We start from the raw sequence: 24,312 nt of genomic DNA on the forward strand, positions 1-24,312 counted from the left end.
GAGCCATCATGCCGGATCAGCGGATACGCAAGCAGATTCACCTGGCGGCCCACTTCCCGGGCGTCAACCACCACACCGTCTGGACCGACCCGGACTCGGGCAGTCAGATCGACTTCGACTCCTTCGTGCACCTGGCGCGCACCGCCGAGCGCGGGCTGTTCGACTTCTTCTTCCTGGCCGAGGGCCTGCGCCTGCGCGAACACCGCGACCGCATCCACGACCTGGACGTGGTGGGCCGCCCCGACACCTTCACGGTGCTCAATGCGCTGGCCGCGGTCACCGACCGGCTCGGCCTGGCCGGAACCATCAACACCACGTACAACGAACCCTTCGAGCTGGCGAAGCAATTCGGGACGCTGGACCACCTGTCCGGCGGCCGCGCCGCCTGGAACGCGGTGACCTCCTCGGATGCCTTCACCGGTGAGAACTTCCGGCGCGGCGGCTATCTGGAGCACGCCAAGCGCTACACCCGCGCGCACGAGGTGGTCGACGCCACCCGCGCGCTGTGGGACAGCTGGCCCGCCGATGCTCTCGTGATCGACCGGGAGCGCGGGTTTTTCGCCCGGCCGGTGCCCGAGGTGCACTTCAGCAGCGATCAGTTCGAGATCGACGGCCGGTTCGTGCTGCCGCGCAGTCCGCAGGGCCATCCGGTGCAGATCCAGGCCGGCGACTCCGACGAGGGCCGCGAATTCGCCGCCGCCAAGGCCGATGTCATCTTCAGTGCGCACGGCGAGCTCGAGGACGGACAGCGGTTCTACCGGGATGTGAAGGACCGGCTCGCCAAGTACGACCGCGGTCGCGACGATCTGAAGATCCTGCCCGCGGCCGGGTTCGTGCTCGGTGACACCGCGGCCGACGCGGCCGAACGCGCCGGCCACATCCGCCGGCAGCAGGTGACGCCGCAGACCGCCATCGCCTTCCTCGAACAGGTCTGGGGCTGTGACCTTTCCGCCTACGACCCGGACGGCCCGCTGCCGGACATCGATCCGGCCGAGGATGTGAACATCACCCGGGGCAGGGTCCGGCACGCTCGGGATCCGCGCGCCATCGCCGAGGCGTGGCGGGCCAGGGCCGAGGCCGAGCAGCTTTCCATTCGCGAGCTCATCATCGCGACCACCGCCCGCCAGCAGTTCGTGGGCACGCCCCGGCAGGTGGCCGCCGAGATCGACCACTACGTCCAGTCCGATGCCGCCGACGGTTTCGTGCTGGTCCCGCATCTCACACCGACCGGTCTCGACGAGTTCGTCGAGAAGGTCGTCCCGGAACTGCAGTCCCTGGGCAGCTTCCGCACCGAGTACACCGGCGCGACCCTGCGTGACCACCTGGGTCTGCGCCACCCTCACCACGGCACCGAAGGAGTCCGCGCCTCATGACCGCCACCGCCACCGAATTCGACCAGCAGTGGGCCGCGTTCCGCGCCGAACGAGCCGCCTGGGCCCGTCAACCGCTGGGCTGGCTCAGCCTGACCGGCCTGCACTGGCTCGGGGAGCACGACGAGACCGTCGACGGCCTGCCCGGCCGCTGGCGCGCCGACGGCGAGAACGTCCATGTGACAGTGGAATCCGAGGAGGCCGGGCAGCTGCTGCTGAACGGCGCGGCACTCGCCGGTTCGGCGGTGCTCACCCCGGGCGAGGGCGCCCCGGGGCTCGAGGTCCGCACCGGTGACCGTGTCATCGAGGTGATCCGCCGGACCGGGCAGTTCGCGCTGCGTGTCCACGATCCGGCGTCGCCGGCCCTGGCGGCCTTCACCGAGATCCCGGTCTACCGGCCGGATCCGGCCTGGGTCGTGACCGGCCGGTTCGAACCCTTCGAGGTGGCCCGGGTGGTCACCACGGGTGCGGTGGTCGAGGGCCTCGAACACCACCACACCGCCACCGGCACCGTGACCGTCGAACTGGGCGGCGAGCAGCGGCAACTGGTCGTTTTCGGCAACCAGACGCGCGGCCTGCACGTGCTCTTCACCGACGCCACCAGCGGCGTCACCACCTACGGCGGCGTGCGGCGGCTGGATCTGTCCCGGCCCGCCGCCGACGGCACCGTGGTCCTCGACTTCAATCGCGCGGTCAATCTGCCCTGCGCGTTCACCGACTACGCCACCTGCCCGGTCGCCCCGGCCGAGAACCGGCTCCCGCTGGCCGTCGAAGCGGGCGAACGGGATCCGCGGAAGGAGCACACCGCATGACCATTCCGCTATCCGTCCTGGACCTGGCCCCGATCAGCGCGGGCTCCACGCCGCAGCAGGCGGTGCGCAACAGTATCGACCTGGCCCAGCAGGCCGAACGCCTGGGCTACCACCGGTTCTGGGTCGCCGAGCATCACTTCGTGAAGGTGGCCGGCGCCGCGCCGACCACGCTGATCGGATTGATCGCCGCCGCAACCGAATCCATTCGTGTCGGGTCGGCGGCCGTGCAGCTCGGGCACCACACCTCGATCTCGGTGGTGGAGGCGTTCGGCACCATCGACGCCCTCTACCCGGGCCGCCTGGATCTGGGGCTGGGGCGCTCCGGTCACCGTGCGGACCAGGTGCGGTCGGCGGGTGTGCCGCCGGTCCCCGCACCGGATCGCCCCACCGAGGTCCGCGACGGCGTGGTCATCCCGCCCCCGTTCTTCCCCGGCCAGCTGCTCGACTTCTCCAGGGTGCGAGCGAGTTTGGGCGCGCTGCACCTGCCGGGCGCGCAACCGCTGCCCTACACCGAGCAGATCGCGGAGATTCTCGCGCTGCTCGACGGCACCTATGTCACGCCCGACGGCGTCGAGCTGCACGCCGTCCCCGGCGAGGGAGCCGATGTGCAGCCCTGGCTGTTCGGCAGCAGCGGTGGTGAAAGCGCCCAGCTGGCAGGGCGATTGGGGCTGCCGTTCGCGGCGAACTATCACGTCTCGCCGGGCACCGTCGTGGAGACCGTCGAGGCTTACCGCGCGGCCTTCCGCCCGTCCGCCCGCTTCCCGCGCCCGTACCTGGTGGTCTCCGCCGATGTGGTGGTCGCCGCGGACGACGCCACCGCCCAGCACCTGGCCGCCACCTATGGCCACTGGGTCTACAGCATTCGCAGCGGTGCGGGCGCGGCGGAATACCTCGATCCCGACACCGCGCCGCCGCTGTCCGACCAGCAGCGCCGCCTGGTCGACGACCGGGTCACCACCCAGTTCGTCGGCTCCCCCGCCACTGTCGCCGAACGCCTGCGCGCCCTGCAACGGCTCACGGGGGCGGACGAAATCCTGGTCACCAGCGTGACTTTCGACCATGAAAGCCGGGTGAACTCCCATCGCCTGCTGGCTCGCGAGTGGGGACTGTCCCCGCAGGTGCGGGCCGCCTGAGACCACCGCCGCCCGCCCGGAAGGGGACTCCGGGGCGGGCGGCGGGGAAACCCGCAGTGCGCGCAAGGGCCTCGCGTGCTTGCGGGACCGGGGGCCGGGCCGGACCGTGGACCGTCCGGCCCGACCCCCTTCGGCCACAAGGAAATCCCCGCCGGACGCACCGGCGGGGATTTCGTCGTATCGGGCTAGCGGGCCCGGGTGGCCCGGCGCATGGCCGACAGCGGATCGGCGTAGAACACGCTCACCGACGTCACCGCCGCCGCGAATTCCTGCACCCGGCCGCCGAATCGGCTGATCCGCAGATCCGCCGCGGGCAGGGTGGTCGACTCCGCGAAGGCCTTGGCGACCCGCTCCATGCCGGGCCGCCAGCCGGTGAACGCCTGACCGCCCAGCACCACCCGGTCCGGATTGAACATGTCGCGCACCAGAGCCGCTGTGCGGCCCAGGATCTCGGCCCGCTCGACGAGCAGGTCACGGGCGGCGGCGTTCCCCGAGTCCGCGGCCCGGTACAGATCGGTGATCGCCGGGCGGCGCGGGGCCTCCGGCTTGGGGAGCACGCCTTTGCGCACCGCGCGCTCCAGCAGGGCGCGCTCACCGATGGCCGCCTCCAGGCAACCGCGCCGGCCGCAGGTGCAATCCACCTCCGAGCCGGTCGGCAGGTGAGCGATCGAGCCGGGGCCGTTGGCTGGCGTGTGCACCCGATCATGCAATGTCACTGCCACACCGGCGGTTTCGCGGGCGTAGACGAACAGGCTGCTGCCCGGTCGCGCCTCCTCGCCCGGCTCGCGCGGGGTGAGCAGCAGCTCCGCCGCCGCCATCGCCTCGACGTGCGCCGACACCGAGACCGGCAGATCCAGCACGCTGCTGAAGACCGCCGCCACCGGCGCGGCCTGCCAGCCCAGGCGGGGATGATCCACCACGCCCGCGGCGGGGTCCACCCGCCCGGCCAGCGCCACGCCGGTCCACAGCGGCCGCCGCCGCGGCAGCCGGTCCAGGAACGCCTTGGCGCTACGGGCCACTATGGTCAGCGCCGCGTCCTGACCCGTTTGGGGCGTGGCGATTTCGAGTCCGCCCAGAATGCGGCCGGACAGGTCCGCGGCCACGATGCGGGTGACGGTGAAGCCGATGTGCACACCCAGCGTCACGTAGGTGTCGGTGTCGACCTCGAACGGCACCCGCGGGCGGCCCACCGCGCCGGACGCGGTCAGATCGGCGCGCTCGCGCAGCAGTCCGGCCGAAAGCAGCGCGGACACTTGGCGATTCACGGTGGCGATGCTCAGACCCGTGGCCTGTGCGGCGATATCGCGGAAGATGGGTCCGCGGGTGGCGGCGCGCAGCACGGCGGCCGCCGGATTGTCGGTGATGCGCAGCTCCGGCGGCACCGCCGGGCGGGCCGGAGCCAGCCGTGCGGTCGCGGTGGAGACGGCGGTATGGGGACGTTCGAGCGTGGGGCTGGACACTTTTCGCAATCCTTGCTGCGGTCCCGCCTGCCGACAGGGGGACGAATGCCTACATGGAGGAATCAGCGGTGCAGCGAGGAACCCGGATCCGGGTGGGCGGTGATGCTTGAACGATCCGGGTCAGAACTCGGCTGCGCGACGGCAGGGACAACACAGTTCCCGTTGCCGCGGCAGCCGAACGCCCAGCGCGATGGTCACGTAGGTGACCCGCGGCGCGGAGAGAGGGCGACTGGCAGACATAGGATCAAAGTATCATTCCGATCACGACGAACGGAAGGCGCGCGCGTCCGTCCCGGCAGTCCCGGGCCTGTCGGCCCGCCTCGGCTGCAAACCCTCCGAACAACCTGCCGTAAGGCCGAATCTTTTGTGCCGGTTGATATTTCACGCCACCGACGCGGTCGTGCCGAGCCGACGGGAAATGTGGTGCACGCCACGTCGCCGTCCCGCATCTCGAGAAAGCGGGCCTGCCCCGACCCCACTCCGGAGCCAGGTCCGGTGCACGCATTCCGCTCAGCGTGATTCCAAGTCCTCCACCCGCGGTCGCGGTGGCGCAATAGCTCGAATCACCGGCATTTCGGCAGGCCGCGCGCACGGCCGGGCGGCGTAGAAACGCACCGCCCGCGCGGCCCTCGGGTGAGTGCCCCGATGCCCTCCCGCATCGCCTCTACAGTTCTGAAACCACAGGTCAAAGGCGTTGAGAGGAGTCGAGGTGTCGCCGGAACCGGTACCGCTGCGCGCACCCCTGCGCCGGGCCGATCGTGCCCGTCAGGTGGCGGATGTGCTGCGTCAGCAGATTCACGCGGGCGCGTTCGAGGGGGCGCTGTCCCCGGAACACGAGCTGGCCGCCGAATTCGCGGTGTCGCGGAACACGATTCGCGATGCCCTTGCGCTGCTCAAGGACGAGGGCCTGATCGAACGCGCCCCGAAGATCGGCACCCATGTGGCCCAGCGCAAATACGACCACGGACTCGACGCCCTGCTCGGTCTGAAGGAGACCCTGCGCGGACACGGCGAGGTCCGCAATGAGGTGCGTGCGGCCCGGCGACTGCTGCCGCCGCCCGCGGTCGCCCGCAAGCTGCGGCTCGAGCCCGGCGAACAGTCTGTGTACATCGAGCGTCTGCGGTACCTCGGCGACCTGCCGCTGAGCCTGGACCTCACCTATCTGGCCCCCGACATCGGCGACGAGGTCGTCACCCGCGACCTCGAGAGCAATGACGTCTTCGCCCTCATCGAGCAGATCAGCGGCGGCCCACTCGGATCCGCCGATCTCGCGCTCGAGGCCATCACCGCCGACGCCCACTCGGCCATGACCCTGCAGATGCCGGAGGGCGGCGCGCTGCTGCTGCTCGAGCGGCTCACCAAACTCGAGGACGGCCGCCCGGTCGACCTGGAATACATCCGCATGCGCGGAGACCGGATCACCATGCGCGGCAGCTTGATCCGGCCACCGGAGCGCTCACCGGGTGCCGAAGCGGGCACCGACTGGAGGTTGATCTAGATGGCTGTGGTCGAGCACCGGGCCGACGTGCCCGTGACCATCGACGAATCGCTGTGCATCCAGGGCTGCACGCTGTGCGTGGAGATCTGCCCGCTGGACTCGCTGGCGATCAACCCGGACAACGGCAAGGCGTACATGCACGTCGACGAGTGCTGGTACTGCGGCCCCTGTGCAGCCCGCTGTCCCACCGGCGCCGTCACCGTCAACATGCCCTATCTGCTGCGTTGAGGAAAACCCATGAAGTACCGCCCAGCTCTGGCCGCTCTGGCCGCCGCCCTCGCCCTGACCGCGTCCGGTTGCTCGCTCGAGAGCACCGGCGACGGTGACACCGTCAAGGTCGTCATCGGCTATCAGTCCAAGACCATCAATACCGTCACCGCCGGAACCCTGTTGAAGGCCAAGGGCTTTCTGGAACAGCGCCTGAACGCCCTCAGTGCCGGGGGCGGCAAGAAGTACGCGGTGGAATGGCAGGACTACGACACCGGCGCGCCCATCACCGCGCAGATGGTGGCCGAGAAGATCGACATCGGCTCGATGGGCGACTATCCGCTGCTCATCAATGGCTCCCGTACCCAGGCGAGCGAGCGGTCGAAGACCGAGCTGGTCTCGATCACCGGCTACAACCCCAAGGGCGCGCTCAACATGGTGGTGGTCGCGCCCGACTCCAAGGCGCAATCCCTGAACGACCTCGCCGGTCAGAAGATCTCGGCCAGTGTGGGCTCCGCCGGGCACGGCACCCTGGTACAGGCGCTGACCCGCGCGGGCATCGACCCGAAGTCCGGAGTCGAGGTGCTCAATCAGCAACCCCAGATCGGTTCCTCCGCACTGGAATCCGGTCAGGTGTCGGCGCTGTCGCAGTTCGTGGCCTGGCCCGGGCTGCTGGTCTTCCAGAACAAGGCCAGGCTGCTCTACGACGGCGCGGAACTGAACGTCCCGACCTTCCACGGCGTGGTCGCCCGCCGCGACTACGCCGCGCAGCATCCCGAGGTGCTCGATGCCTTCCTGCAAGCCCAGCTGGACGCCACCGATTTCATCCACCAGCATCCCCTGGAAGCGGCGCAGGTGGTCGCCGACAACGCCGGGCTGTCCCCGGAGGTCGTGTACCTGTACAACGGGCCGGGCGGAACCTCCTTCGACACCACGCTGAAGCCCTCGCTCATCGCCGCGTTCAAAGGTGATGTGCCGTACCTGAAGTCGATCGGTGACTTCGCCGACCTCGACATCGACAGGTTCGTCGACCCGGCCGCGCTGAAGCAGGCGTTCGCGGAACGGGGCCTGAACTATGACGCGGAGCTGGCCCGCACCACCAACCCCGCGCCCGTGGCCGGCACCGATCCGGTGGCCAACCGGGCTGCCGACAATCCGGCGCTGGCCGGCGAGATCTGGCTGACCGGCCAGGACGTCACCCAGCCCGCCGCCGACCCCACCAGCCTGCTCCGCGCGATCAAACAGGCGCGGGCACAGGGGAAGACGGTCCGCGCCGCCTACGTGCCGGATGCCGAACTCGGCACCCGCTGGTTCGCCGACAAGGCGCTGTGGGTCCGCGACGGCGACACCTACCTGCCTTTCACGACCGCGTCGGCCGTGCGGCGCTACCTGGGCCGGCACCCGTCGGGTGTGACGGTCTCCTACGACCAGGCGATCAGCGAGGTCCGGCCGTGAGCGCCCGGCCGCGGAACGACGTGATCCCGGGTCGGCGGCGAACGGCCGAAGCGGGTCGAAGCATGCAGTGGCGCAACGGAGTTGGACGATGATCGCGACCACGGCGGTAGCGGCCCGTCCGGCGTCGTCCGCCGCCGCACCCGCACGGGCGGTGGGCGCGGCCGGCTCCGGGGCCGGCCGGACGGTATGGCGGTCGCGCCTGGTGCGCGCACTGTCTGTGCTGGTCGCGGTGGGTTTCTGGCAGTTCCTGACGGCCTCCCACCTCCGGCTCTGGGTACGGTTCGACACCCTGCCGACCGTGACGCAGATCGTGCGGGCATTTCAGCATCAGCTGGGGACCGACACCTACTATCTCGATCTCGGGCAGTCGCTCGTCCGGATCCTCACCGGATTCGGGCTGGCGGCCGGGGCGGGGGTGGCATCCGGTGTGGCGCTGGGGCGTTCGCGGTGGATCGCCGACACGCTGGGGCCGCTCACCGAGCTGGCCCGGCCGATTCCGGCCATCGCCATCGTGCCGGTCGCCATTCTGCTGTTCCCCGACGACGAGACGGGAATCGTGTTCATCACCTTCCTGGCCGCGTACTTCCCCGTGATGGTCGCCACCCGGCACGCGGTGCGCGCGCTGCCGGTCATCTGGGAGGAATCGGTGCGGACACAGGGCGGGACGCGCTGGGACGTGCTGTGGCGAGTCGTGCTGCCGGGCAGCCTGCCCGGCGTCTTCGGCGGACTGTCGACCGGCATCGGCGTGGCCTGGATCTGCGTGGTCTCGGCCGAGATGATCTCGGGCCGGCTGGGTGTCGGCTACCGCACCTGGCAGGCGTACACCATCGTCGACTACCCGGGCGTCTTCGTCGGCATCATCACCATCGGGGTGCTCGGCTACACCACCTCCGCCGCCGTGGAACTGCTCGGGCGGCGCGTCACGCACTGGCTGCCACGAGGCGAGGAGTCCGTGAAATGAGCACTGCCGGAATCGATCTGACCCTGGACCGGGTCGGGCTGTCGTACACGGGCGCGCCGGTGATCACCGACCTGTCGCTGACGGTGCGACCGGGCGAGATCCTGATCCTCACCGGACCCTCCGGCTGCGGTAAGTCCACGGTGCTGCGCGCCCTGGCGGGCCTGTTGCGGCCGGGCACCGGCCGGGTGCTGGCCGACGGGCTCGAGGTGACCGGCACCGATCGCGACCGCGCCGTCGTCTTCCAGGACAATGCCCTGCTGCCCTGGAAGTCCGTGCGCGCCAATATCGAACTGGCCCTGAAACTCCGGGGCGAACCACGGGCCGGACGACGCGCGCTGGCCGACCGCTGGATCGCCGAGATCGGGCTCACCGGCTTCGCCGACTTCCTGCCCAAATCGCTGTCCGGCGGCATGCGCCAGCGCGTACAGCTGGCCCGCGGACTGGCGGGCGCGCCCCGCGCGGTCATGATGGACGAGCCCTTCGGCGCGTTGGACGCCCAGACCCGGAACACCATGCAGCGCCTGCTGATCGACACCTGGCGCGAGCATCCCGCCACCCTCGTCTTCGTCACCCACGACGTGGACGAGGCGCTGCTGCTCGGCGACCGCATCGCGGTGCTCGGCCGCGCCGGCGAACCCCTGCGCGCGCTGCTGGAGGTCCCGCGTCCGCGCGAAACCGGGGTCGACCGCAGCGCGCTACGCACCGACATCATCGCCGCCCTGGATCATTCGGGCGACCTCACGGAGGCAACCAAGTAATGGACATCCCCGATCTCGCCGAAACCACCCGCCTCGACTGCGACGTGCTGGTGATCGGCGGCGGCACCGCCGGCACCATGGCCGCGCTCACCGCCGCCGAAGCGGGCGCGAACGTACTGCTGCTGGAGAAGGCGCACGTCCGCCACTCCGGCGCGCTGGCCATGGGCATGGACGGCGTCAACAACGCCGTCATTCCCGGCAAGGCCGAACCCGAGGACTACGTCGCCGAGATCACCCGCGCCAATGACGGCATCGTCAACCAGCGCACCATCTATCAGACCGCCACCCGCGGCTTCGCCATGGTGCAGCGGCTGGAGCGCTACGGCGTGAAGTTCGAGAAGGACGCCTACGGCGAATACGCCGTGCGCCGGGTACACCGGTCCGGGTCGTACGTGCTGCCCATGCCGGAGGGCAAGGACGTGAAGAAGGCGCTGTACCGCGTGCTGCGGCAGCGGAAGATGCGCGAGCGCATCAGAATCGAGAACCGGCTGATGCCCGTGCGGGTGCTCACCGAGAACGGGCGTGCCGTCGGCGCGGCCGCATTGAACACGCGCACCGGTGAATTCGTCGCGGTCGGCGCGAAGGCCGTGATTCTGGCCACCGGCCCGTGCGGCCGCCTCGGGCTGCCCGCCTCCGGGTACCTCTACGGCACCTACGAGAACCCCACCAATGCCGGTGACGGCTACGCCATGGCCTACCACGCGGGCGCGGAGCTCTCGGGCATCGAATGCTTCCAGATCAATCCGCTCATCAAGGATTACAACGGTCCGGCCTGCGCGTATGTGGCCAATCCGTTCGGCGGGTACCAGGTGAACGCACTCGGCGAGCGTTTCGTGGACTCCGACTACTGGTCCGGCCAGATGATGTCCGAGGTGAAGCGGGAGATCGAATCCGCCCGCGGCCCCATCTATCTCAAGGTCTCGCACCTGCCCGAGGAGACCCTCGATGCCCTCGAGGGCATCCTGCACACCACCGAACGCCCCACCCGCGGCACCTTCCACGCCAATCGCGGCCACGACTACCGCACCCACGACATCGAGATGCACATCTCCGAAATCGGTTTGTGCAGCGGGCATTCCGCCTCCGGCGTCTGGGTCGACGAACACGCCCGCACCACCGTGCCCGGCCTCTACGCCGCCGGTGACCTGGCCTGCGTCCCGCACAACTACATGATCGGCGCGTTCGTCTACGGCGACCTGGCCGGCGCGCACGCCGCATCCACCCTGAGCGAGGTCACCGCTCCCGGCGAGCTGCCCGCCGACCAGCTCGCCGCCGCCCACGAACTCGTCTACCGCCCGCTGCGCAATCCCGACGGGCCGCCGCAGCAGCAGGTCGAATACAAGCTGCGGCGGTTCGTGAACGACTATGTCGCCCCGCCCAAGACGGCCACCAAGCTCTCCCTCGCCATCGAGACCTTCGATCGCATGCTGGACGACCTCACCGCCATGGGCGCGCGCACCCCGCACGAACTCATGCGCTGCGCCGAGGTCACCTTCATTCGCGACTGCGCCGACATGGCCGCCCGCTCCTCGCTCACCCGCACCGAATCCCGCTGGGGCCTCTACCACGAGCGCGCCGACCTCCCGGAACGTGACGACGTCGAATGGCGGTACCACCTCAACCTGCGCAAGACCGCCGACGGCCGGATGGAATTCCTGAAGCGGCCGGTCGCACCGTATTTCGTTCCGGTGCCCGGGCTGGACGATCTGCCCGGCACCGACGACACCATCGTCCCGGTGGACCAGCCCGCGCTCATCGGCACCCCGCCCAACCTCGGCGCGCAGGTGCGCTCCCACGCACCGGCCGCGGGCGTCGTGACGAAAGACGTTGTGGCACCCCGGATCGCGCTACTGCTGAGCCTGGACGCACCCGCTATCCCGGAGTTGCTGCCGTTCCTCTCCGATGCGGATCCCCGGGTCCGCGCCACCGCCCTGGCGGTCCTCACCGAGCACACGCCGGACGGCTTCGCCGAACAACTGATCGCGGCGCTCGCGGACGAGGACGCGGAAGTGCGCTCGGCCGCCGTGTCCGGTCTGCGCGAACTCGCCGAAATCCTGCCCGCCGCAACCGGTCTCGCGCGACACGCTGATTCCCCCGACCCGATCGTGCGCACCGCGGTGGTGGACCTGCTGCGCGCCCTGCGGTCCGGCTCGGTGGAGCTCTTCGCCAAGGCCGCCGTCGACGCCGACCACCGCGTCCGCATCCAGGCCGTGCACGCCCTGGTCTCCCTCGACGACTGGACCGCCTTGACCGCCGCCGCGCATGACGACAATCGCGAGGTCAGGATCGCCGCCGCGCGCGGTCTGGCCACCATCGGACTCGGCGGTGCCGACACCGTCCGCGCCCTCACCACGGACCGCGACCCACTGGTCCGCGCGGCCGCGTTCACCGCGCTGTCGCGACTGGGCGCCGACTCCGACGCCGCGACACTGACCGCCGCACTGGGTGATTCGGCATGGCAGATCCGGGAGGGGGCGGCGCGCGGCCTGGCCGCGGCCGGACCGGATCGAGCGGTCGAACCACTGAGCCGGGCCCTCGCCGATATCCATCCCGACATCCGCAAGGCCGCGGTGCTGACCCTCAGCACCTGGCCGGAATCCGCCGCTGCCCTGGCCGCCCTCGAATCCGCCCGCGCGGACAGCGATGCCGATGTGCGCGCCTACGCCCGGCGTGCGCTGGCGGTGCACGCCGGCGGCTAGGCCGTTATGCGGGTCAGCGCTGGTCGGCGGTCCGGAACAACCCTTCGACGGCCGTGATGAAATACGGGAAATGCGCGCCGAAACGCTGCAGCGCGCGATCGCCCTCGAAGCCGCCGAACCAGTACAGGCCCGGGCTCCCGTCCGCGGTCGGATCCAAGTCGCGGAAAGTGCGCACCCACTGGTCCCCGCGGCGCGCGGCCACCAGGAACGGCAGCGCCCGGGAGAACACCAGCTCCTGATCGGCGGCCGGGATGCGCTGCGGCGCAATCGCGTCCAGCCCGCGCTGCATGGCCTGGACCCGGCCGGTCAGCTCCCGGCCCAGCGCCGTGCGGGCGGGCAGATAACGCGGCAGCAGCAGCGCCGCCACCCCGCCGAGCGCGATGGCCGCCCCGACCAACGCGTGCCGCTGCGGGCCGAAGGCCAGCGCCACGGTCGCGATGACCCCGAGCAGGATCAGCCCGACCCCGAGCCAGAACTCGAAACCCCGGCGGGTCCGATCGATGAAGACCCCGGCTGCCACGGCATCCCCGATCAGCGCCGCCCGCACAGCGCTCGCATCCACCCGGCCCTTGCGCTCGGACAGCAGCACCGACTCGACGCCCTCCGGAATCAGCGCCGCGTACACCGCGCGCTCGTAGGCGGTCAGCTGCCCGTCGGGCGGATTCACCCGGGAGAAGCGCCAATCCGAATCGCCGGCAGCGCTCACCCACAGATAGTTGCGCACCGCCAGATCCACCACGGTCGACGCCATGTCGGGCACATCGGCGTGGCCGTCGAGCAGCAGCCCGGCCGTGCTCGGCAGCATCCCGTCGGGTGAGGTGAACTGAACGTGGTCACCCGCGCGCACCAGCGGATCGAGCACCTCGGTGCCCGCCGGCGCCGACCGGCGCGACCACACCACATACCCGGCCGCCGCCGCCAGCGCCGCCAGCAGCACGCCGAACGCGGCGAACACCGGACCGGTCGGCGAGAAGGCGCCGGGCGCATTGTCGTCGCGCACATCGGCATTCGCCTTGACCGTGCTCGGCGGCAGCTGCAAGGTCACATCCAGGATGTCGCCCTTGTGCAGGTCCGTCTTCTCCAGATGCGCGAAGCCGTCCGGCTCCACACGAATATCCGCGCAGTCCTGGGGATTTCCGGGCGGGCCCACCGTGCACTTGGTGATGCCCATGCGGAAGCTCGGGCTCGACACCGTCGCATTGATCGACGCCACATCGGTATTCAGCACCCCGGTCCACTGGAACACCTGCGCGCCCGAAGCGTCACTGACGGTGTTGTGCACCGTGTACTTGAAGGTGGCCGAACCCGGCCGGGCCTCGATGGTGAACCGGTCGTCGGCGACCTTGGCATCGCCGTCCCCGTCGGCGGACACGTCGGTCACCTGGAAGTTGCGCTGCACGCCTGCGCCCACCTGCACCCGCAGCGGCAGCACCTGCCGAAACTCGCCGCCCTCGGGCACTTTCACGGTTTCGGTGACCCGCAGCAGACCGTCGTCGCCCAGATTCACCTCGGCGGTGATATCCACACCGGCCGGCTGCGCCACCGCGGCCGGCGCCGCCACACCCGCCACCGCGAGCAGCAGCGCGACCAGGGCGGCCCCCCGAAAAATCTGCATGACTGGCTACTCTAGCCAGCTTGCTATCCTTCCTCAGCGGCAAGTCGCAGGTCTATGGAGCCGGCAGGTTATCTCTGAGGAACGAGGGGGTGCGGGGGAGATGACTCGCCCACCGTCCGAACACGGACCGACACCCCCGGGCCGGCGTCCCGTGCCACCGCGCGGAACCCCGCCGCCGGGCGGGTCGCAGCAGCCGCCCGGATACCAACGGCCGCCGGGATATTCGCCGCAGCCGGGCCGGCCCACTCCGCCGCCGCCCGGGTATCCGTCCCCGCGCCCGGGATATCCGCCCCCGCCCGCTGCCGGTGCGTCCCGGCCGGGATATCCACCGCACCAAGGCTTTCCGCCGCCCGGCTACGGCCAGCCGCCCGCTTACGGCCAGCCGCCGGGCTACCCGGCCCGGCCCGCCTACCGCGCACCCATGCCGCCGCCCACCGCCGCCCCGCCGACCGGCGCGATCCCGATGACCCGGCCCGCGCCGCCGCGCCGCGGCCGGATCGGTGTGCTGGTGGTGACCCTGGTCCTGCTGGTGACCGGCGTGCTGCTGCGCACCGCCATCAGTACCGGCCTGAATTCCATCAATGCCGGCTCGACCGTCAAGACCAGCTACTCGGGGGACACCGGTGAGAACCACGGCGTCGCGGCCACGGCCGACAACCCGCTGCTCACCAATGCCGACTACACGCTGCTGCCGGCCAAGTGCGCGTACACGCCGTGGGGCACCCAGGTCGAGGTGGCGCGCAAGTTCTTCGAAACCGCGGCGGACTGCCTGCACTCCACGTGGAAACCGTTGTTCGACAAGATCAATCTGCCGTTCGAGACGCCCAAGCTGAACGTGTCCGCCGACACCACCGGAATCACCACCCTGTGCACCGGGAACAGCACCAATTTCGCGGCCTTCTACTGCTCGGCGGACATGACCATCTACATGCCGATCAGCCAGCTGCAAACCGATCTCTTCGGCAACAACTGGGTCGTCTACCTGTCCGTCTTCGCCCATGAATACGGCCATCACGTCCAGGCCCAGGCCGGCATTCTCGGCAAGGTGCACCAGCAGCGCCGCGACGCCGGTTCCCGCAGCGACACCGGCCTGGAACTGTCCCGCCGCACCGAATTGCAGGCCCAGTGCTTCGACGGCATGTACCTGTCGTCCTCCAGCAATGGCGGCTCGCTGACCAGCGCACAAATCGGCGTGGCCCGCAATGACGCCTATCACCGCGGCGACGGACCCGGCGACATGCGCGACCACGGCACCGCCCAGAACATGGGCGGCTGGTTCGAGATCGGGTACGACAAGGACCGCACCCTCCAGTGCAATACCTTCAGCGTTCCCGCGAGCAAGGTGAACTGAACCGGACCGCAACGCATTCGAGCCCCGCTGCGCGACGCAGCGGGGCTCGAAATATCGCACAGCTCAGTGCCCGTGCGGCTTGGTGATCCGGCTCGGCGCGTGCCCGTGCACGCCCTCGGCGTAGGCGGTCTCCGCGTGCAGCGCGAAGTCGATGCCGCCGATCTCGTCCTCCTTGGTGATCCGGAAGCCGATCAGCTTGTCCAGCACCTTCCCCAGCAGGAAGGTCACCCCGAAGGCGAAGGCCGCCACCGTCAGCACGCCCACGGTCTGCTTACCCAGCTGACCCAGTCCGCCGCCGTAGAACAGACCCTTCGGCCCACCGGTCATGACCGCCGAGGCCAGGAAGCCGATGAGCAGCGTGCCCACGATGCCGCCCACGAAGTGCACGCCCACCACGTCCAGCGAATCGTCGTAGTTGCCCTTGAACTTCCAGCTCACCGCGAACGAACACACCACGCCCGCAACCAGACCCACGATCACCGCGCCGATGGTGCTCACCTCGCCGCAGGACGGCGTGATCGCGACCAGACCGGCCACCGCGCCCGAGGCCGCGCCGAAGGTGGTCGGCTTGCCGTCGCGCCGCGCCTCGACCACCAGCCAGCCCAGCATGCCCAGACAGCCCGCCACCAGCGTGTTCAGGAACACCGCGGCGGCAATGCCATTGGCCGCCAGGGCCGAGCCCGCATTGAAGCCGAACCAGCCGAACCACAGCAGGCCCGCGCCCAGCAGGACGAACGGCAGATTGTGCGGCCGCATGGCATCGGTCTTGAAGCCCACCCGCGGTCCCAGCACCAGCGCCATGGCCAGCGCCGAAGCGCCCGAGGCGATCTCGACCACCAGACCGCCCGCGTAATCCAGCGCGCCCAGCTTGGCCAGCCAGCCGTCCGGCGTCCACACCCAGTGCGCGATCGGCGCGTACACGATCAGCGCCCAGGCCGGCACGAAGATCATCCACGCCGAGAACTTGGCGCGATCGGCGATCGCGCCGCTGATCAGCGCCACGGTCAGGATCGCGAAGGTCAGCTGGAAGGTGACGAACAACAGCTCCGGCACCGCCGCCCCGCTCTTGTTGTCCACCACGTGCAGCGTGTTCGGGTCGATTCCGGCCAGCCCGAAATGCCCGAGATCGCCGATGATCCCGCCGCCCGCGTCATCCCCGAAGGCCAGGCTGTACCCGAACAGCAGCCACGCCACCGCGACCAGCGGAATCGAGATGAAGCTCATCATCAGCATGTTGAGCACACCGCTGGACCGCACCATGCCGCCGTAGAAGATCGCCAGTCCGGGTGTCATCAGCAGCACCAGCGCCGTGGCGGCCAGCAGCCAGGCCGTCGCCGCCGGGTCGAGATGAGGTGTCATGCGGTAACTCCTTCCACGCGGTGATCGCGTTGCGTGGAAGTTACCGAATCCTCACGTTAAGGCGCTGTTACAAAAATGAGGCTTCGGATACCTGCCGTTAACAGCCCTAGCTGCGACGATCCTTGACCTTTTTGGCCAGCGCACGCAATCCGCGCGGGCCGGCGACCGGATTGCCGTCGTCGAGCGCCATCCATTCGGCGGTCACGAGCCACTGCTGCTGGGCCCGGGCGTCGGCTGTGTCGTTGAACACGCGCCGCCCCCGATCGTCGCGCAATTCGTAGGCCAGTACCGACCAGCGCGGCGGGCGGCCCTGCTCGGCCACCTGGTCTCGCAGATACGCCGCGACCAGCGTGCCGATGGTGTTCACCGGTCGCAGCGACACCCGGTTACCGTACCGGGCGGCATGGAAGCGCCTTCCGGCACACAGGGATCGGGGCGCGGCGTTGTAGGCGATCCAGCCCGCGCGCTGGGCGCGCTCGATCAGCCACAGATGCTTGATGGCGGTCGGCGGGATATCGCCCACCCGCTCGCGGATCAGGGCGATCGCCGGTTCGGAGAGCAGAATGTCGCGCCGGGTCGGGCCGGTGCCGTGCGCGATCCAGTAGTTGTCGGTGAGTTTCGCCAGCACCCGTCCGAAATCGTCGATGCTGCGCTGTGCTCGCCGGCCCAGCCGCTCGATGCGCTCGGCCTCGGCCCGCATGTCGTTCTGCACGATGAGGGTGTGGATCGCCGCCAGGGTCGGCACCTGGCCGCGCTGCAGCAGTTCCAGAATCGCGCCCGCGGTGGCCGGATCGGCAGCGGCGGACACGGGTAGGGAGTCGCGCCGGATGTCGTAATCGTGCGGGCTGATGGCCCGGCTGAGCAGTCCGACCGCGGCGGCATCGCCGGCGAATTCGGTACTGGAGAGCCAGGCTGCGGCGATGTCGTCACACGGCTGCACGAGGCATGTCCTCCGGGGGATTTGGTTGTGCTCCGGCCGGGATGAGGGACCGGCCGGGGCGACCAACCTGATGAAGGTTTGGCTACCGAAGTTGCCGTCGTCCACGGTAGCCAAGCGATTGCGATCTTGCCCCATCGATTGACTGGATCGTTATGTCGGATCTCTGGAGTTGAAACAGAACGTAAGTCTGTATCAGGTGACATAGCAGGTCAGAGGTCTTGGACAAATGGCCGCTATGGACACGCTGAGAATTTGCTGTGGGAGTTGTCGAGATAGCCGTTCGGGACGGTCGGTTCTGATCGGGCCTCAGGAATGAGTGTGATTTACGCCATAGTCCGAGTGGGCGGCCGGACATCAGCGGCGTACCGGACGACCGGCCCGGCGGCGCGGCACCGCCTGTCGGTGCGCCCCGGTAACCTCTCCACGTGGCTCTGTACCGGAAGTACCGACCGGCAACGTTCGCTGAAGTGGTGGGTCAGGAGCACGTCACCGATCCCCTGAGTATCGCGCTCGACACCGGGCGGATCAGTCATGCCTATCTCTTCTCGGGACCGCGCGGTTGTGGCAAGACCTCCTCCGCGCGCATCCTCGCGCGCTCGCTGAACTGCGTGCAGGGCCCGACTTCCAAGCCGTGCGGCGTCTGCTCGTCCTGCGTCGCGCTCGGCCCGGGCGGATCCGGCAATCTCGATGTCATCGAGCTCGACGCCGCCAGCCACGGCGGTGTGGACGACACCCGCGAACTGCGCGACCGCGCCTTCTACGCCCCGGCCGAATCCCGGTACCGCGTCTTCATCGTCGACGAGGCGCACATGGTCACCACCGCGGGCTTCAACGCGCTGCTCAAGATCGTGGAGGAGCCGCCCGCCCACCTGATCTTCGTCTTCGCCACCACCGAGCCGGACAAGGTGCTGCCCACCATCCGCTCGCGTACCCACCACTACCCCTTCCGGCTGCTCCCGCCCGCCACCATGCGCGGACTGCTCGGCAAGATCTGCGACCAGGAGGGGGTGCAGGTCGAAGAGTCGGTGTACCCCTTGGTGATTCGCGCCGGCGGCGGCTCCCCCCGCGACAGCCTCAGTGTGCTGGACCAGCTGCTGGCGGGCGCGGGTCCCGATGGCGTCACCTATGCGCGTGCGGTCTCGCTGCTCGGCGTCACCGATGTCGCCCTGATCGACGATGCCATCGAGGCGCTTGCCGTCTCCGACGGCGCGGCCCTGTTCGGCACCATCGACCGCGTGGTGGAGGCGGGCCATGACCCCCGCCGCTTCGCCACCGACCTGCTCGAGCGGCTGCGCGACCTGATCCTGCTCCGCGCCGTCCCCGACGCCACCGACCGCAACCTGGTCACCGGGCCCGGAGACGTCATCGACCGCATGCGCTCCCAGGCCGAGCGCCTCGGCGCCGCCACCCTGGCCCGCCACGCCGAACTCCTGCACGAGGGCCTCGGCGACATGCGCGGCGCCACCAACCCGCGCCTGCTGCTCGAAGTCATCAGTGCCCGCATGCTTCTTCCGGCGGCCTCGGACGCCGAAACCGCCACCCTCCAGCGCCTCGAGCTGCTGGAGCGCCGAATGGCAAGCGGCGCAATCCCCGCCGCCCCGCAGCAGGCGCAGGCCCCCTCGGCCTCCCCGGCCGCGGCCTCATCCGCCGCTCCCGCCGTGCCCTCGGCCGGCGGCGACAACCGCCGGCGCGGAGCCGCGGCCCTGGCCGCGCTGCGCGCCGAAAAGTCCGGCACGCCGGCAGCTTCCGCTGCCGAGACGGCGTCCGCGCCGGTGCAGTCCGCTGATCCCGCACCGCAGGCCGTCACCGGCGGCACCGCGGTCCGGCCGCCTGAGCTGAGCCCGGTGGGCAGCGCCGCACCGCAGGTTGCGGCGACCCCGGTAGCGGAAGGCCCTGCGCCGCAATCGGTTCCGGCTGCTCCTGACCCCATGCCCGCGCCGGTGGCGGCCGAATCCGTTGCGCCGGTTGCCGATCCGATCGCGGCCGCGCCGGTCGTGGAGCCGGTGGCCGAGGCCGAGCCGGTCGTGACCCCCGCGCCGGCGCCTGTCCCCGCGCCCGAGCCGGTTGCCGCGCCTCGGCAGGCCGCCCCGGCCGAGCCGGTCGCGGCACCGGCCGAGGTCGCTGCTCCGGCGGCCGCCGCGCCCGTGGGTGACGCCGTGCTGCAGGAGATCGAGGCGGCCTGGGCGGACATCAGGGCCAAGGTGCGGGACTTCGGTGCCGCGGTGCAGGCCCTGCTGACCGGCGCCAGTGTGGCGCGGGTCGAAGGGGAGACGATCGTTTTCGCGCACCTGCACGCGCCGCTGGCGCAGCGGTTGTCGCAGCCGCAGAACCTGGACGCGGTGCGGTCGGCGGTCCGGGCCGTGCTGGGGCGCGACCACGATGTGCGGTGGGAGGTCGGGGGACCGGCCGCCGGTGGCGGATCGGCGGCCAAGGCGGCGGGGCGGGCCCCGGCGGGCGGGCAGCCCGCGCCCAAGAAGGCCGCGCCGAAATTCTCGCGCCCGAGTCAGGCCAAGGCGGCCGCGGCCGCACCGGTCGCCGAGCCCGCGGCGGCCGCTGGGTGGGGGAGCACCGCGGCGCCCGCCGCTCCGGCGCCCGCGGATCCGGGTCCGGCGGGCGGGGATCCGTTCGATGCGGACAGCGCCCGGTTCGCGCCGCCGGACGACGATATTCCGCTGCCTGACGGGCCGGATCTTCCGGACGATCCGGGGCCGGGGGACTACTCACCGGTAGGTTATGACGGCGTCCCACCTGCTACTACGCCGGAGGAGGAGCGGGAGATGCTGGAGGAGTCGGCGAAGCCGGTGCCTCCGGAGGAGCGCCGCGACCCGGATGAGGTGGCGCTAGCACTGCTGCGGGCGGAGTTGGGGGCCACACCTCTCGAGGGTTGACAGTTCCACTGCGGGGCAACTTAAGTTAACCGGAGTTCGCATAGTTCGGTACTATGATCGGGTGGCCGTGAGTATCGGTTTCGCGAGGTTCTAAGGTATGCCCGGGCGTACGGGCTTCCGGAGCGTCAACGAGCCTGCTCGGGACGCTGTTTTGTACAGCGTCTAGGCGATCGGTCGTGGGGCCGGTCGGCGAGGTTATAGCCATGGCACTGCCCGCACAACGCGGTGACGGCGCACCCAAGAGAGGAAAACTCCGATATGACCACAGAGGCCTACATTTACGAGGCCATCCGCACCCCGCGCGGCAAGAACCGGAAGGGCTCGCTGCACTCGGTCAAGCCGATCGATCTGACCACCGGTCTGGTCGAGGAGCTGCGGAACCGGTTCCCGAACCTGGACGAGGACCGCATCTCGGACATCATCCTGGGCGTCGTCTCCCCGGTCGGTGATCAGGGCGCCGACATCGCCCGCACCACCGTGCTCACCGCGAACCTCCCCGACACCGTCGGCGGCGTGCAGATCAACCGCTTCTGCGCCTCCGGCCTGGAGGCCGTCAACATGGCCGCGCAGAAGGTCCGCTCGGGCTTCGACGACCTGGTGCTGGCCGGTGGCGTGGAGTCCATGTCCCGCGTGCCGATGGGCTCCGACGGCGGCGCCATGTTCATGGACCCGTGGACCAGCTACAACGCTTACATTGTGCCGCAGGGCATTTCGGCCGACCTGATCGCCACCATCGAGGGCTTCTCCCGCGACGACGTGGACGCCTACGCGGTCCGCTCGCAGAACCTGGCCGAGCAGGCCTGGAAGAACGGCTACTTCTCGCGCTCCGTCGTCCCGGTCAAGGACATCAACGGCCTGACCGTCCTGGACAACGACGAGCACATGCGTCCCGGCACCACCGCCGCCGACCTGGGCAAGCTGAACCCGGCCTTCGCCGGCATCGGTGACATGGGCGGCTTCGACGCCGTCGCCATGCAGCGCTACACCTACGTCGAGAAGATCGAACACGTCCACACCGGTGGTAACTCCTCCGGCATCGTCGACGGCGCCGCGCTGGTGCTGGTCGGCTCCGAGGAGGCCGGCGCCGCTTCGGGTCTGACCCCGCGCGCCCGCATCGTCGCCACCGCCACCTCCGGCGCCGACGCCACCATCATGCTGACCGGTCCGACCCCGGCCGCGCACAAGGCGCTGGCCAAGGCGGGCCTGACGGTCGATGACATCGACCTGTTCGAGATCAACGAGGCCTTCGCCTCCGTCGTCCTGAAGTTCCAGAAGGACCTGAACATCCCGGACGAGAAGCTGAACGTCAACGGTGGCGCGATCGCCATGGGCCACCCGCTGGGCGCCACCGGCGCCATGATCACCGGCACCATGGTCGACGAGCTGCACCGCCGCAACGCGCGCTACGCGCTGGTCACCCTCTGCATCGGCGGCGGCATGGGTGTCGCCACCATCATCGAGCGCGTCTGACGCCCACCGACTTTCATCTTCAGGAGAATCGAAAACAATGACCGAGAACATGATCGGCTGGGAAAAGGACGCCGACGGCATCGTCGTGCTGACCATGGACGACCCGAACCAGGGCGCCAACACCATGAACCAGCTCTACAAGGACTCCATGCGGGCCACGGTGGACCGCCTGGTCGCCGAGAAGGACGACATCACCGGTGTCGTCATCACCTCCGCGAAGAAGACCTTCTTCGCCGGCGGTGACCTCAAGAACATGATGCAGACCACCCCGGCGGACGCCGCGGCCATCATGGAGGAACTGACCTTCATCAAGGACGACCTGCGTCGTCTGGAAACCCTTGGCAAGCCGGTGGTTTCGGCCATCAACGGTGCTGCCCTGGGTGGCGGCCTGGAGATCACCCTGGCCACCCACCACCGCATCGCGGCCGACATCAAGGCCGTGCAGCTGGGTCTGCCCGAGGTCTCCCTGGGCCTGCTCCCGGCCGGTGGCGGCGTCACCCGCATCACCCGCATGCTCGGCATCGCGAACGGCCTGATGGGCGTGCTGCTGCAGGGCCAGAAGTTCAACGCGCAGAAGGCCAAGGCCACCGGCCTCATTCACGAGACCGTCGCCTCCGTCGAGGAGCTGGTCCCGGCCGCCAAGGCGTGGATCAAGGCCAACCCCGAGGCGGGCGTGCAGCCGTGGGACGTCAAGGGCTACAAGATCCCGGGCGGCACCCCCTCCACCCCGTCGCTGGCCGCCAACCTGCCGGCCTTCCCGGCCAACCTGCGCAAGCAGCTCAAGGGCCAGAACATGCCCGCCCCCAAGGCGATCATGTCCGCCGCCATCGAGGGCGCGCAGGTCGACTTCGACTCCGCCTCGCTGATCGAGTCGCGCTACTTCGTGTCCCTGCTGACCGGTCCGGTCGCCAAGAACATGATCCAGGCGTTCTTCTTCGACCTGCAGCACATCAACAACGGCGGTTCGCGTCCGAAGGACGTGCCGAAGCGTGAGATCAAGAAGGTCGGCGTGATCGGCGCGGGCATGATGGGCGCGGGCATCGCGTACGTCACCGCCAAGGCCGGCATCGACGTCGTCCTGAAGGACGTCACCATCGAGGCCGCCAACAAGGGCAAGGACTACTCGGTCAAGCTCGAGGAGAAGGCGCTCTCGCGTGGCAAGACCACCGAGGAGAAGTCGAAGACCCTGCTCGACCGCATCAAGCCGACCGCCGACGCGGCCGACTTCGCGGGCGTGGACTTCGTCATCGAGGCCGTGTTCGAGAACCCGGAGCTCAAGGCGAAGGTCTTCGGCGAGATCGAGGACATCGTGGACGCCGACGCGCTGCTCGGCTCCAACACCTCGACCCTGCCGATCACCCTGCTGGCCAATGGCGTGAAGCGGGCCGAGGACTTCATCGGCATCCACTTCTTCTCGCCGGTCGACAAGATGCCGCTGGTCGAGATCATCAAGGGTGAGAAGACCTCCGACGAGGCGCTGGCCCGGGTGTACGACTACACCCTCGCCATCCGCAAGACCCCGATCGTGGTGAACGACTCGCGCGGCTTCTACACCTCGCGCGTGATCGGCAAGTTCATCAACGAGGCCATCATGATGCTCGGTGAGGGCATCGACCCGCAGACCATCGAGCAGGCCGGTCTGCAGGCGGGCTACCCGGCGGCGCCGCTGAAGCTGTCGGACGAGCTGAACTTCACCACCATGCAGAAGATCTACAAGGAGACCGCCGAGGCCATCGTGGCCGCCGGTGGCGAGATCGACGCCGCCTCCGGCGCGACCGCGCAGATCCTCGACAAGCTGGTGGGCGAGTTCGACCGCAAGGGCAAGGCCGGCGGCGCGGGCTTCTACGACTACGTCGACGGCAAGGCCACCGGCCTGTGGTCGGAGCTGCGCTCCACCTTCAAGACCTCCACCGAGCTGCCCGAGGGCGTCTCGCTGCAGGACCTGAAGGACCGCATGCTGTTCGCCGAGGCCATCGAGACCCAGAAGTGCTTCGACGAGAACGTGCTGACCTCGACCGCCGACGCCAACATCGGCTCGATCTTCGGCATCGGCTTCCCGGCCTGGACCGGTGGCACCCACCAGTTCATCGTGGGCTACCCGGGTGGACAGGAAGCCTTCGTGGCTCGCGCCGACGAGCTGGCCGCCAAGTTCGGCAGCCGCTTCGAGGTTCCGGCTTCGCTGCGCAAGTGACATCGGCGCTCCAGCGCTGAAACACCCGGCCCGGGTCGCGAATACGCGGCCCGGGCCGGGTGTTTTACAGGTGTGTGACGAGGACCGGACGGGACGCCCGGAGCTGAGTGAAAGGTCCACACGCCCGTGCGGTCCGCGCTACGTT

The 24,312-nt window shown here is 69.7% G+C and carries 17 protein-coding genes; 13 read left to right on the forward strand and 4 right to left on the reverse strand.

Translation table 11 applies throughout. From position 1 onward, the window contains the following. Positions 1-8 precede the first annotated feature (8 nt). From ABZV44_RS21405 to ABZV44_RS21415, 3 genes are read left to right on the forward strand one after another with little or no spacing between them, the layout of a single operon-like run. Positions 9-1,373: an NtaA/DmoA family FMN-dependent monooxygenase gene (locus tag ABZV44_RS21405; protein ID WP_354838788.1), complete on the forward strand. Its 1,365-nt coding sequence runs from the start codon at positions 9-11 to the stop codon at positions 1,371-1,373. Next, a complete protein-coding gene (locus tag ABZV44_RS21410) occupies positions 1,370-2,182 on the forward strand; it encodes a DUF1684 domain-containing protein (protein ID WP_354838791.1) in 813 nt (270 codons plus the stop codon). Before ABZV44_RS21405 ends, ABZV44_RS21410 begins: the two co-directional genes overlap by 4 nt. Continuing rightward, positions 2,179-3,315, forward strand: coding sequence for an LLM class flavin-dependent oxidoreductase (locus ABZV44_RS21415; RefSeq protein WP_354838794.1), 1,137 nt, complete (start codon positions 2,179-2,181; stop codon positions 3,313-3,315). Before ABZV44_RS21410 ends, ABZV44_RS21415 begins: the two co-directional genes overlap by 4 nt. Before the next feature lie 185 nt (positions 3,316-3,500). On the opposite strand, the gene ABZV44_RS21420 is transcribed toward ABZV44_RS21415, so the two are convergent. Further along, positions 3,501-4,775, reverse strand: a complete 1,275-nt coding sequence (locus ABZV44_RS21420) for an ROK family protein (RefSeq protein WP_354838796.1) — start codon at positions 4,773-4,775, stop codon at positions 3,501-3,503. A gap of 709 nt (positions 4,776-5,484) precedes the next feature. Between ABZV44_RS21420 and ABZV44_RS21425 the strand changes: the two genes are divergently transcribed. The 6 genes from ABZV44_RS21425 to ABZV44_RS21450 all read left to right on the forward strand — a co-directional run bounded on the left by ABZV44_RS21425 (position 5,485) and on the right by ABZV44_RS21450 (position 12,353). Next, positions 5,485-6,273, forward strand: a complete 789-nt coding sequence (locus tag ABZV44_RS21425; RefSeq protein WP_354838799.1) for a GntR family transcriptional regulator — start codon at positions 5,485-5,487, stop codon at positions 6,271-6,273. Then, on the forward strand, positions 6,274-6,501 hold the full coding sequence (locus tag ABZV44_RS21430; protein ID WP_040853885.1) for a ferredoxin family protein: 228 nt from the start codon (positions 6,274-6,276) through the stop codon (positions 6,499-6,501). Between the two features lie 9 nt (positions 6,502-6,510). Beyond that, positions 6,511-7,935 (forward strand): ABC transporter substrate-binding protein, encoded by a 1,425-nt coding sequence (locus ABZV44_RS21435; RefSeq protein ID WP_354838803.1) that lies wholly within the window; start codon positions 6,511-6,513, stop codon positions 7,933-7,935. 88 nt (positions 7,936-8,023) lie between these two features. Beyond that, complete coding sequence (locus ABZV44_RS21440; protein WP_354838806.1) at positions 8,024-8,896, forward strand: ABC transporter permease; 873 nt, start codon at positions 8,024-8,026, stop codon at positions 8,894-8,896. Beyond that, positions 8,893-9,654, forward strand: a complete 762-nt coding sequence (locus tag ABZV44_RS21445; RefSeq protein WP_354838809.1) for an ABC transporter ATP-binding protein — start codon at positions 8,893-8,895, stop codon at positions 9,652-9,654. The genes ABZV44_RS21440 and ABZV44_RS21445 overlap by 4 nt, the downstream gene beginning before the upstream one ends. Beyond that, positions 9,654-12,353 (forward strand): fumarate reductase/succinate dehydrogenase flavoprotein subunit, encoded by a 2,700-nt coding sequence (locus ABZV44_RS21450; RefSeq protein WP_354838811.1) that lies wholly within the window; start codon positions 9,654-9,656, stop codon positions 12,351-12,353. Before ABZV44_RS21445 ends, ABZV44_RS21450 begins: the two co-directional genes overlap by 1 nt. A 13-nt stretch (positions 12,354-12,366) precedes the next feature. Here ABZV44_RS21450 and ABZV44_RS21455 read toward each other — a convergent pair whose 3' ends face one another. Further along, a complete protein-coding gene (locus ABZV44_RS21455; protein WP_354838813.1) occupies positions 12,367-13,968 on the reverse strand; it encodes a DUF2207 domain-containing protein in 1,602 nt (533 codons plus the stop codon). A gap of 421 nt (positions 13,969-14,389) precedes the next feature. Here ABZV44_RS21455 and ABZV44_RS21460 point away from each other — a divergent pair, with 421 nt between their 5' ends. Further along, positions 14,390-15,319: a neutral zinc metallopeptidase gene (locus ABZV44_RS21460; RefSeq protein WP_354838816.1), complete on the forward strand. Its 930-nt coding sequence runs from the start codon at positions 14,390-14,392 to the stop codon at positions 15,317-15,319. 63 nt (positions 15,320-15,382) lie between these two features. On the opposite strand, the gene ABZV44_RS21465 is transcribed toward ABZV44_RS21460, so the two are convergent. Next, positions 15,383-16,678: an ammonium transporter gene (locus tag ABZV44_RS21465; RefSeq protein ID WP_354838819.1), complete on the reverse strand. Its 1,296-nt coding sequence runs from the start codon at positions 16,676-16,678 to the stop codon at positions 15,383-15,385. Between the two features lie 106 nt (positions 16,679-16,784). After that, positions 16,785-17,618, reverse strand: a complete 834-nt coding sequence (locus tag ABZV44_RS21470) for a hypothetical protein (protein ID WP_354838822.1) — start codon at positions 17,616-17,618, stop codon at positions 16,785-16,787. 425 nt (positions 17,619-18,043) lie between these two features. Between ABZV44_RS21470 and ABZV44_RS21475 the strand changes: the two genes are divergently transcribed. The 3 genes from ABZV44_RS21475 (at position 18,044) to ABZV44_RS21485 (ending at position 24,167) form a co-directional block, all read left to right on the forward strand. Further along, positions 18,044-20,506: a DNA polymerase III subunit gamma and tau gene (locus tag ABZV44_RS21475; protein ID WP_354838825.1), complete on the forward strand. Its 2,463-nt coding sequence runs from the start codon at positions 18,044-18,046 to the stop codon at positions 20,504-20,506. Positions 20,507-20,764: 258 nt separating this feature from the next. Further along, positions 20,765-21,976: an acetyl-CoA C-acetyltransferase gene (locus ABZV44_RS21480; protein ID WP_354838828.1), complete on the forward strand. Its 1,212-nt coding sequence runs from the start codon at positions 20,765-20,767 to the stop codon at positions 21,974-21,976. A 37-nt stretch (positions 21,977-22,013) separates the two neighbouring features. Further along, positions 22,014-24,167, forward strand: coding sequence for a 3-hydroxyacyl-CoA dehydrogenase NAD-binding domain-containing protein (locus ABZV44_RS21485; RefSeq protein WP_354838831.1), 2,154 nt, complete (start codon positions 22,014-22,016; stop codon positions 24,165-24,167). Positions 24,168-24,312: the final 145 nt, after the last annotated feature.

It is taken from the genome of Nocardia sp. NPDC004860, assembly GCF_040609015.1.
Lineage (GTDB): Bacteria > Actinomycetota > Actinomycetes > Mycobacteriales > Mycobacteriaceae > Nocardia.

Coding starts and splice junctions, on each gene's coding strand:
- ABZV44_RS21405 (WP_354838788.1), top strand. CDS start 9: ATGCCGGATCAGCGGATACGCAAGCAGATTCACCTGGCGGCCCACTTC.
- ABZV44_RS21410 (WP_354838791.1), top strand. CDS start 1,370: ATGACCGCCACCGCCACCGAATTCGACCAGCAGTGGGCCGCGTTCCGC.
- ABZV44_RS21415 (WP_354838794.1), top strand. CDS start 2,179: ATGACCATTCCGCTATCCGTCCTGGACCTGGCCCCGATCAGCGCGGGC.
- ABZV44_RS21430 (WP_040853885.1), top strand. CDS start 6,274: ATGGCTGTGGTCGAGCACCGGGCCGACGTGCCCGTGACCATCGACGAA.
- ABZV44_RS21435 (WP_354838803.1), top strand. CDS start 6,511: ATGAAGTACCGCCCAGCTCTGGCCGCTCTGGCCGCCGCCCTCGCCCTG.
- ABZV44_RS21440 (WP_354838806.1), top strand. CDS start 8,024: ATGATCGCGACCACGGCGGTAGCGGCCCGTCCGGCGTCGTCCGCCGCC.
- ABZV44_RS21445 (WP_354838809.1), top strand. CDS start 8,893: ATGAGCACTGCCGGAATCGATCTGACCCTGGACCGGGTCGGGCTGTCG.
- ABZV44_RS21450 (WP_354838811.1), top strand. CDS start 9,654: ATGGACATCCCCGATCTCGCCGAAACCACCCGCCTCGACTGCGACGTG.
- ABZV44_RS21455 (WP_354838813.1), bottom strand. CDS start 13,968: ATGCAGATTTTTCGGGGGGCCGCCCTGGTCGCGCTGCTGCTCGCGGTG.
- ABZV44_RS21460 (WP_354838816.1), top strand. CDS start 14,390: ATGCCGCCGCCCACCGCCGCCCCGCCGACCGGCGCGATCCCGATGACC.
- ABZV44_RS21465 (WP_354838819.1), bottom strand. CDS start 16,678: ATGACACCTCATCTCGACCCGGCGGCGACGGCCTGGCTGCTGGCCGCC.
- ABZV44_RS21480 (WP_354838828.1), top strand. CDS start 20,765: ATGACCACAGAGGCCTACATTTACGAGGCCATCCGCACCCCGCGCGGC.
- ABZV44_RS21485 (WP_354838831.1), top strand. CDS start 22,014: ATGACCGAGAACATGATCGGCTGGGAAAAGGACGCCGACGGCATCGTC.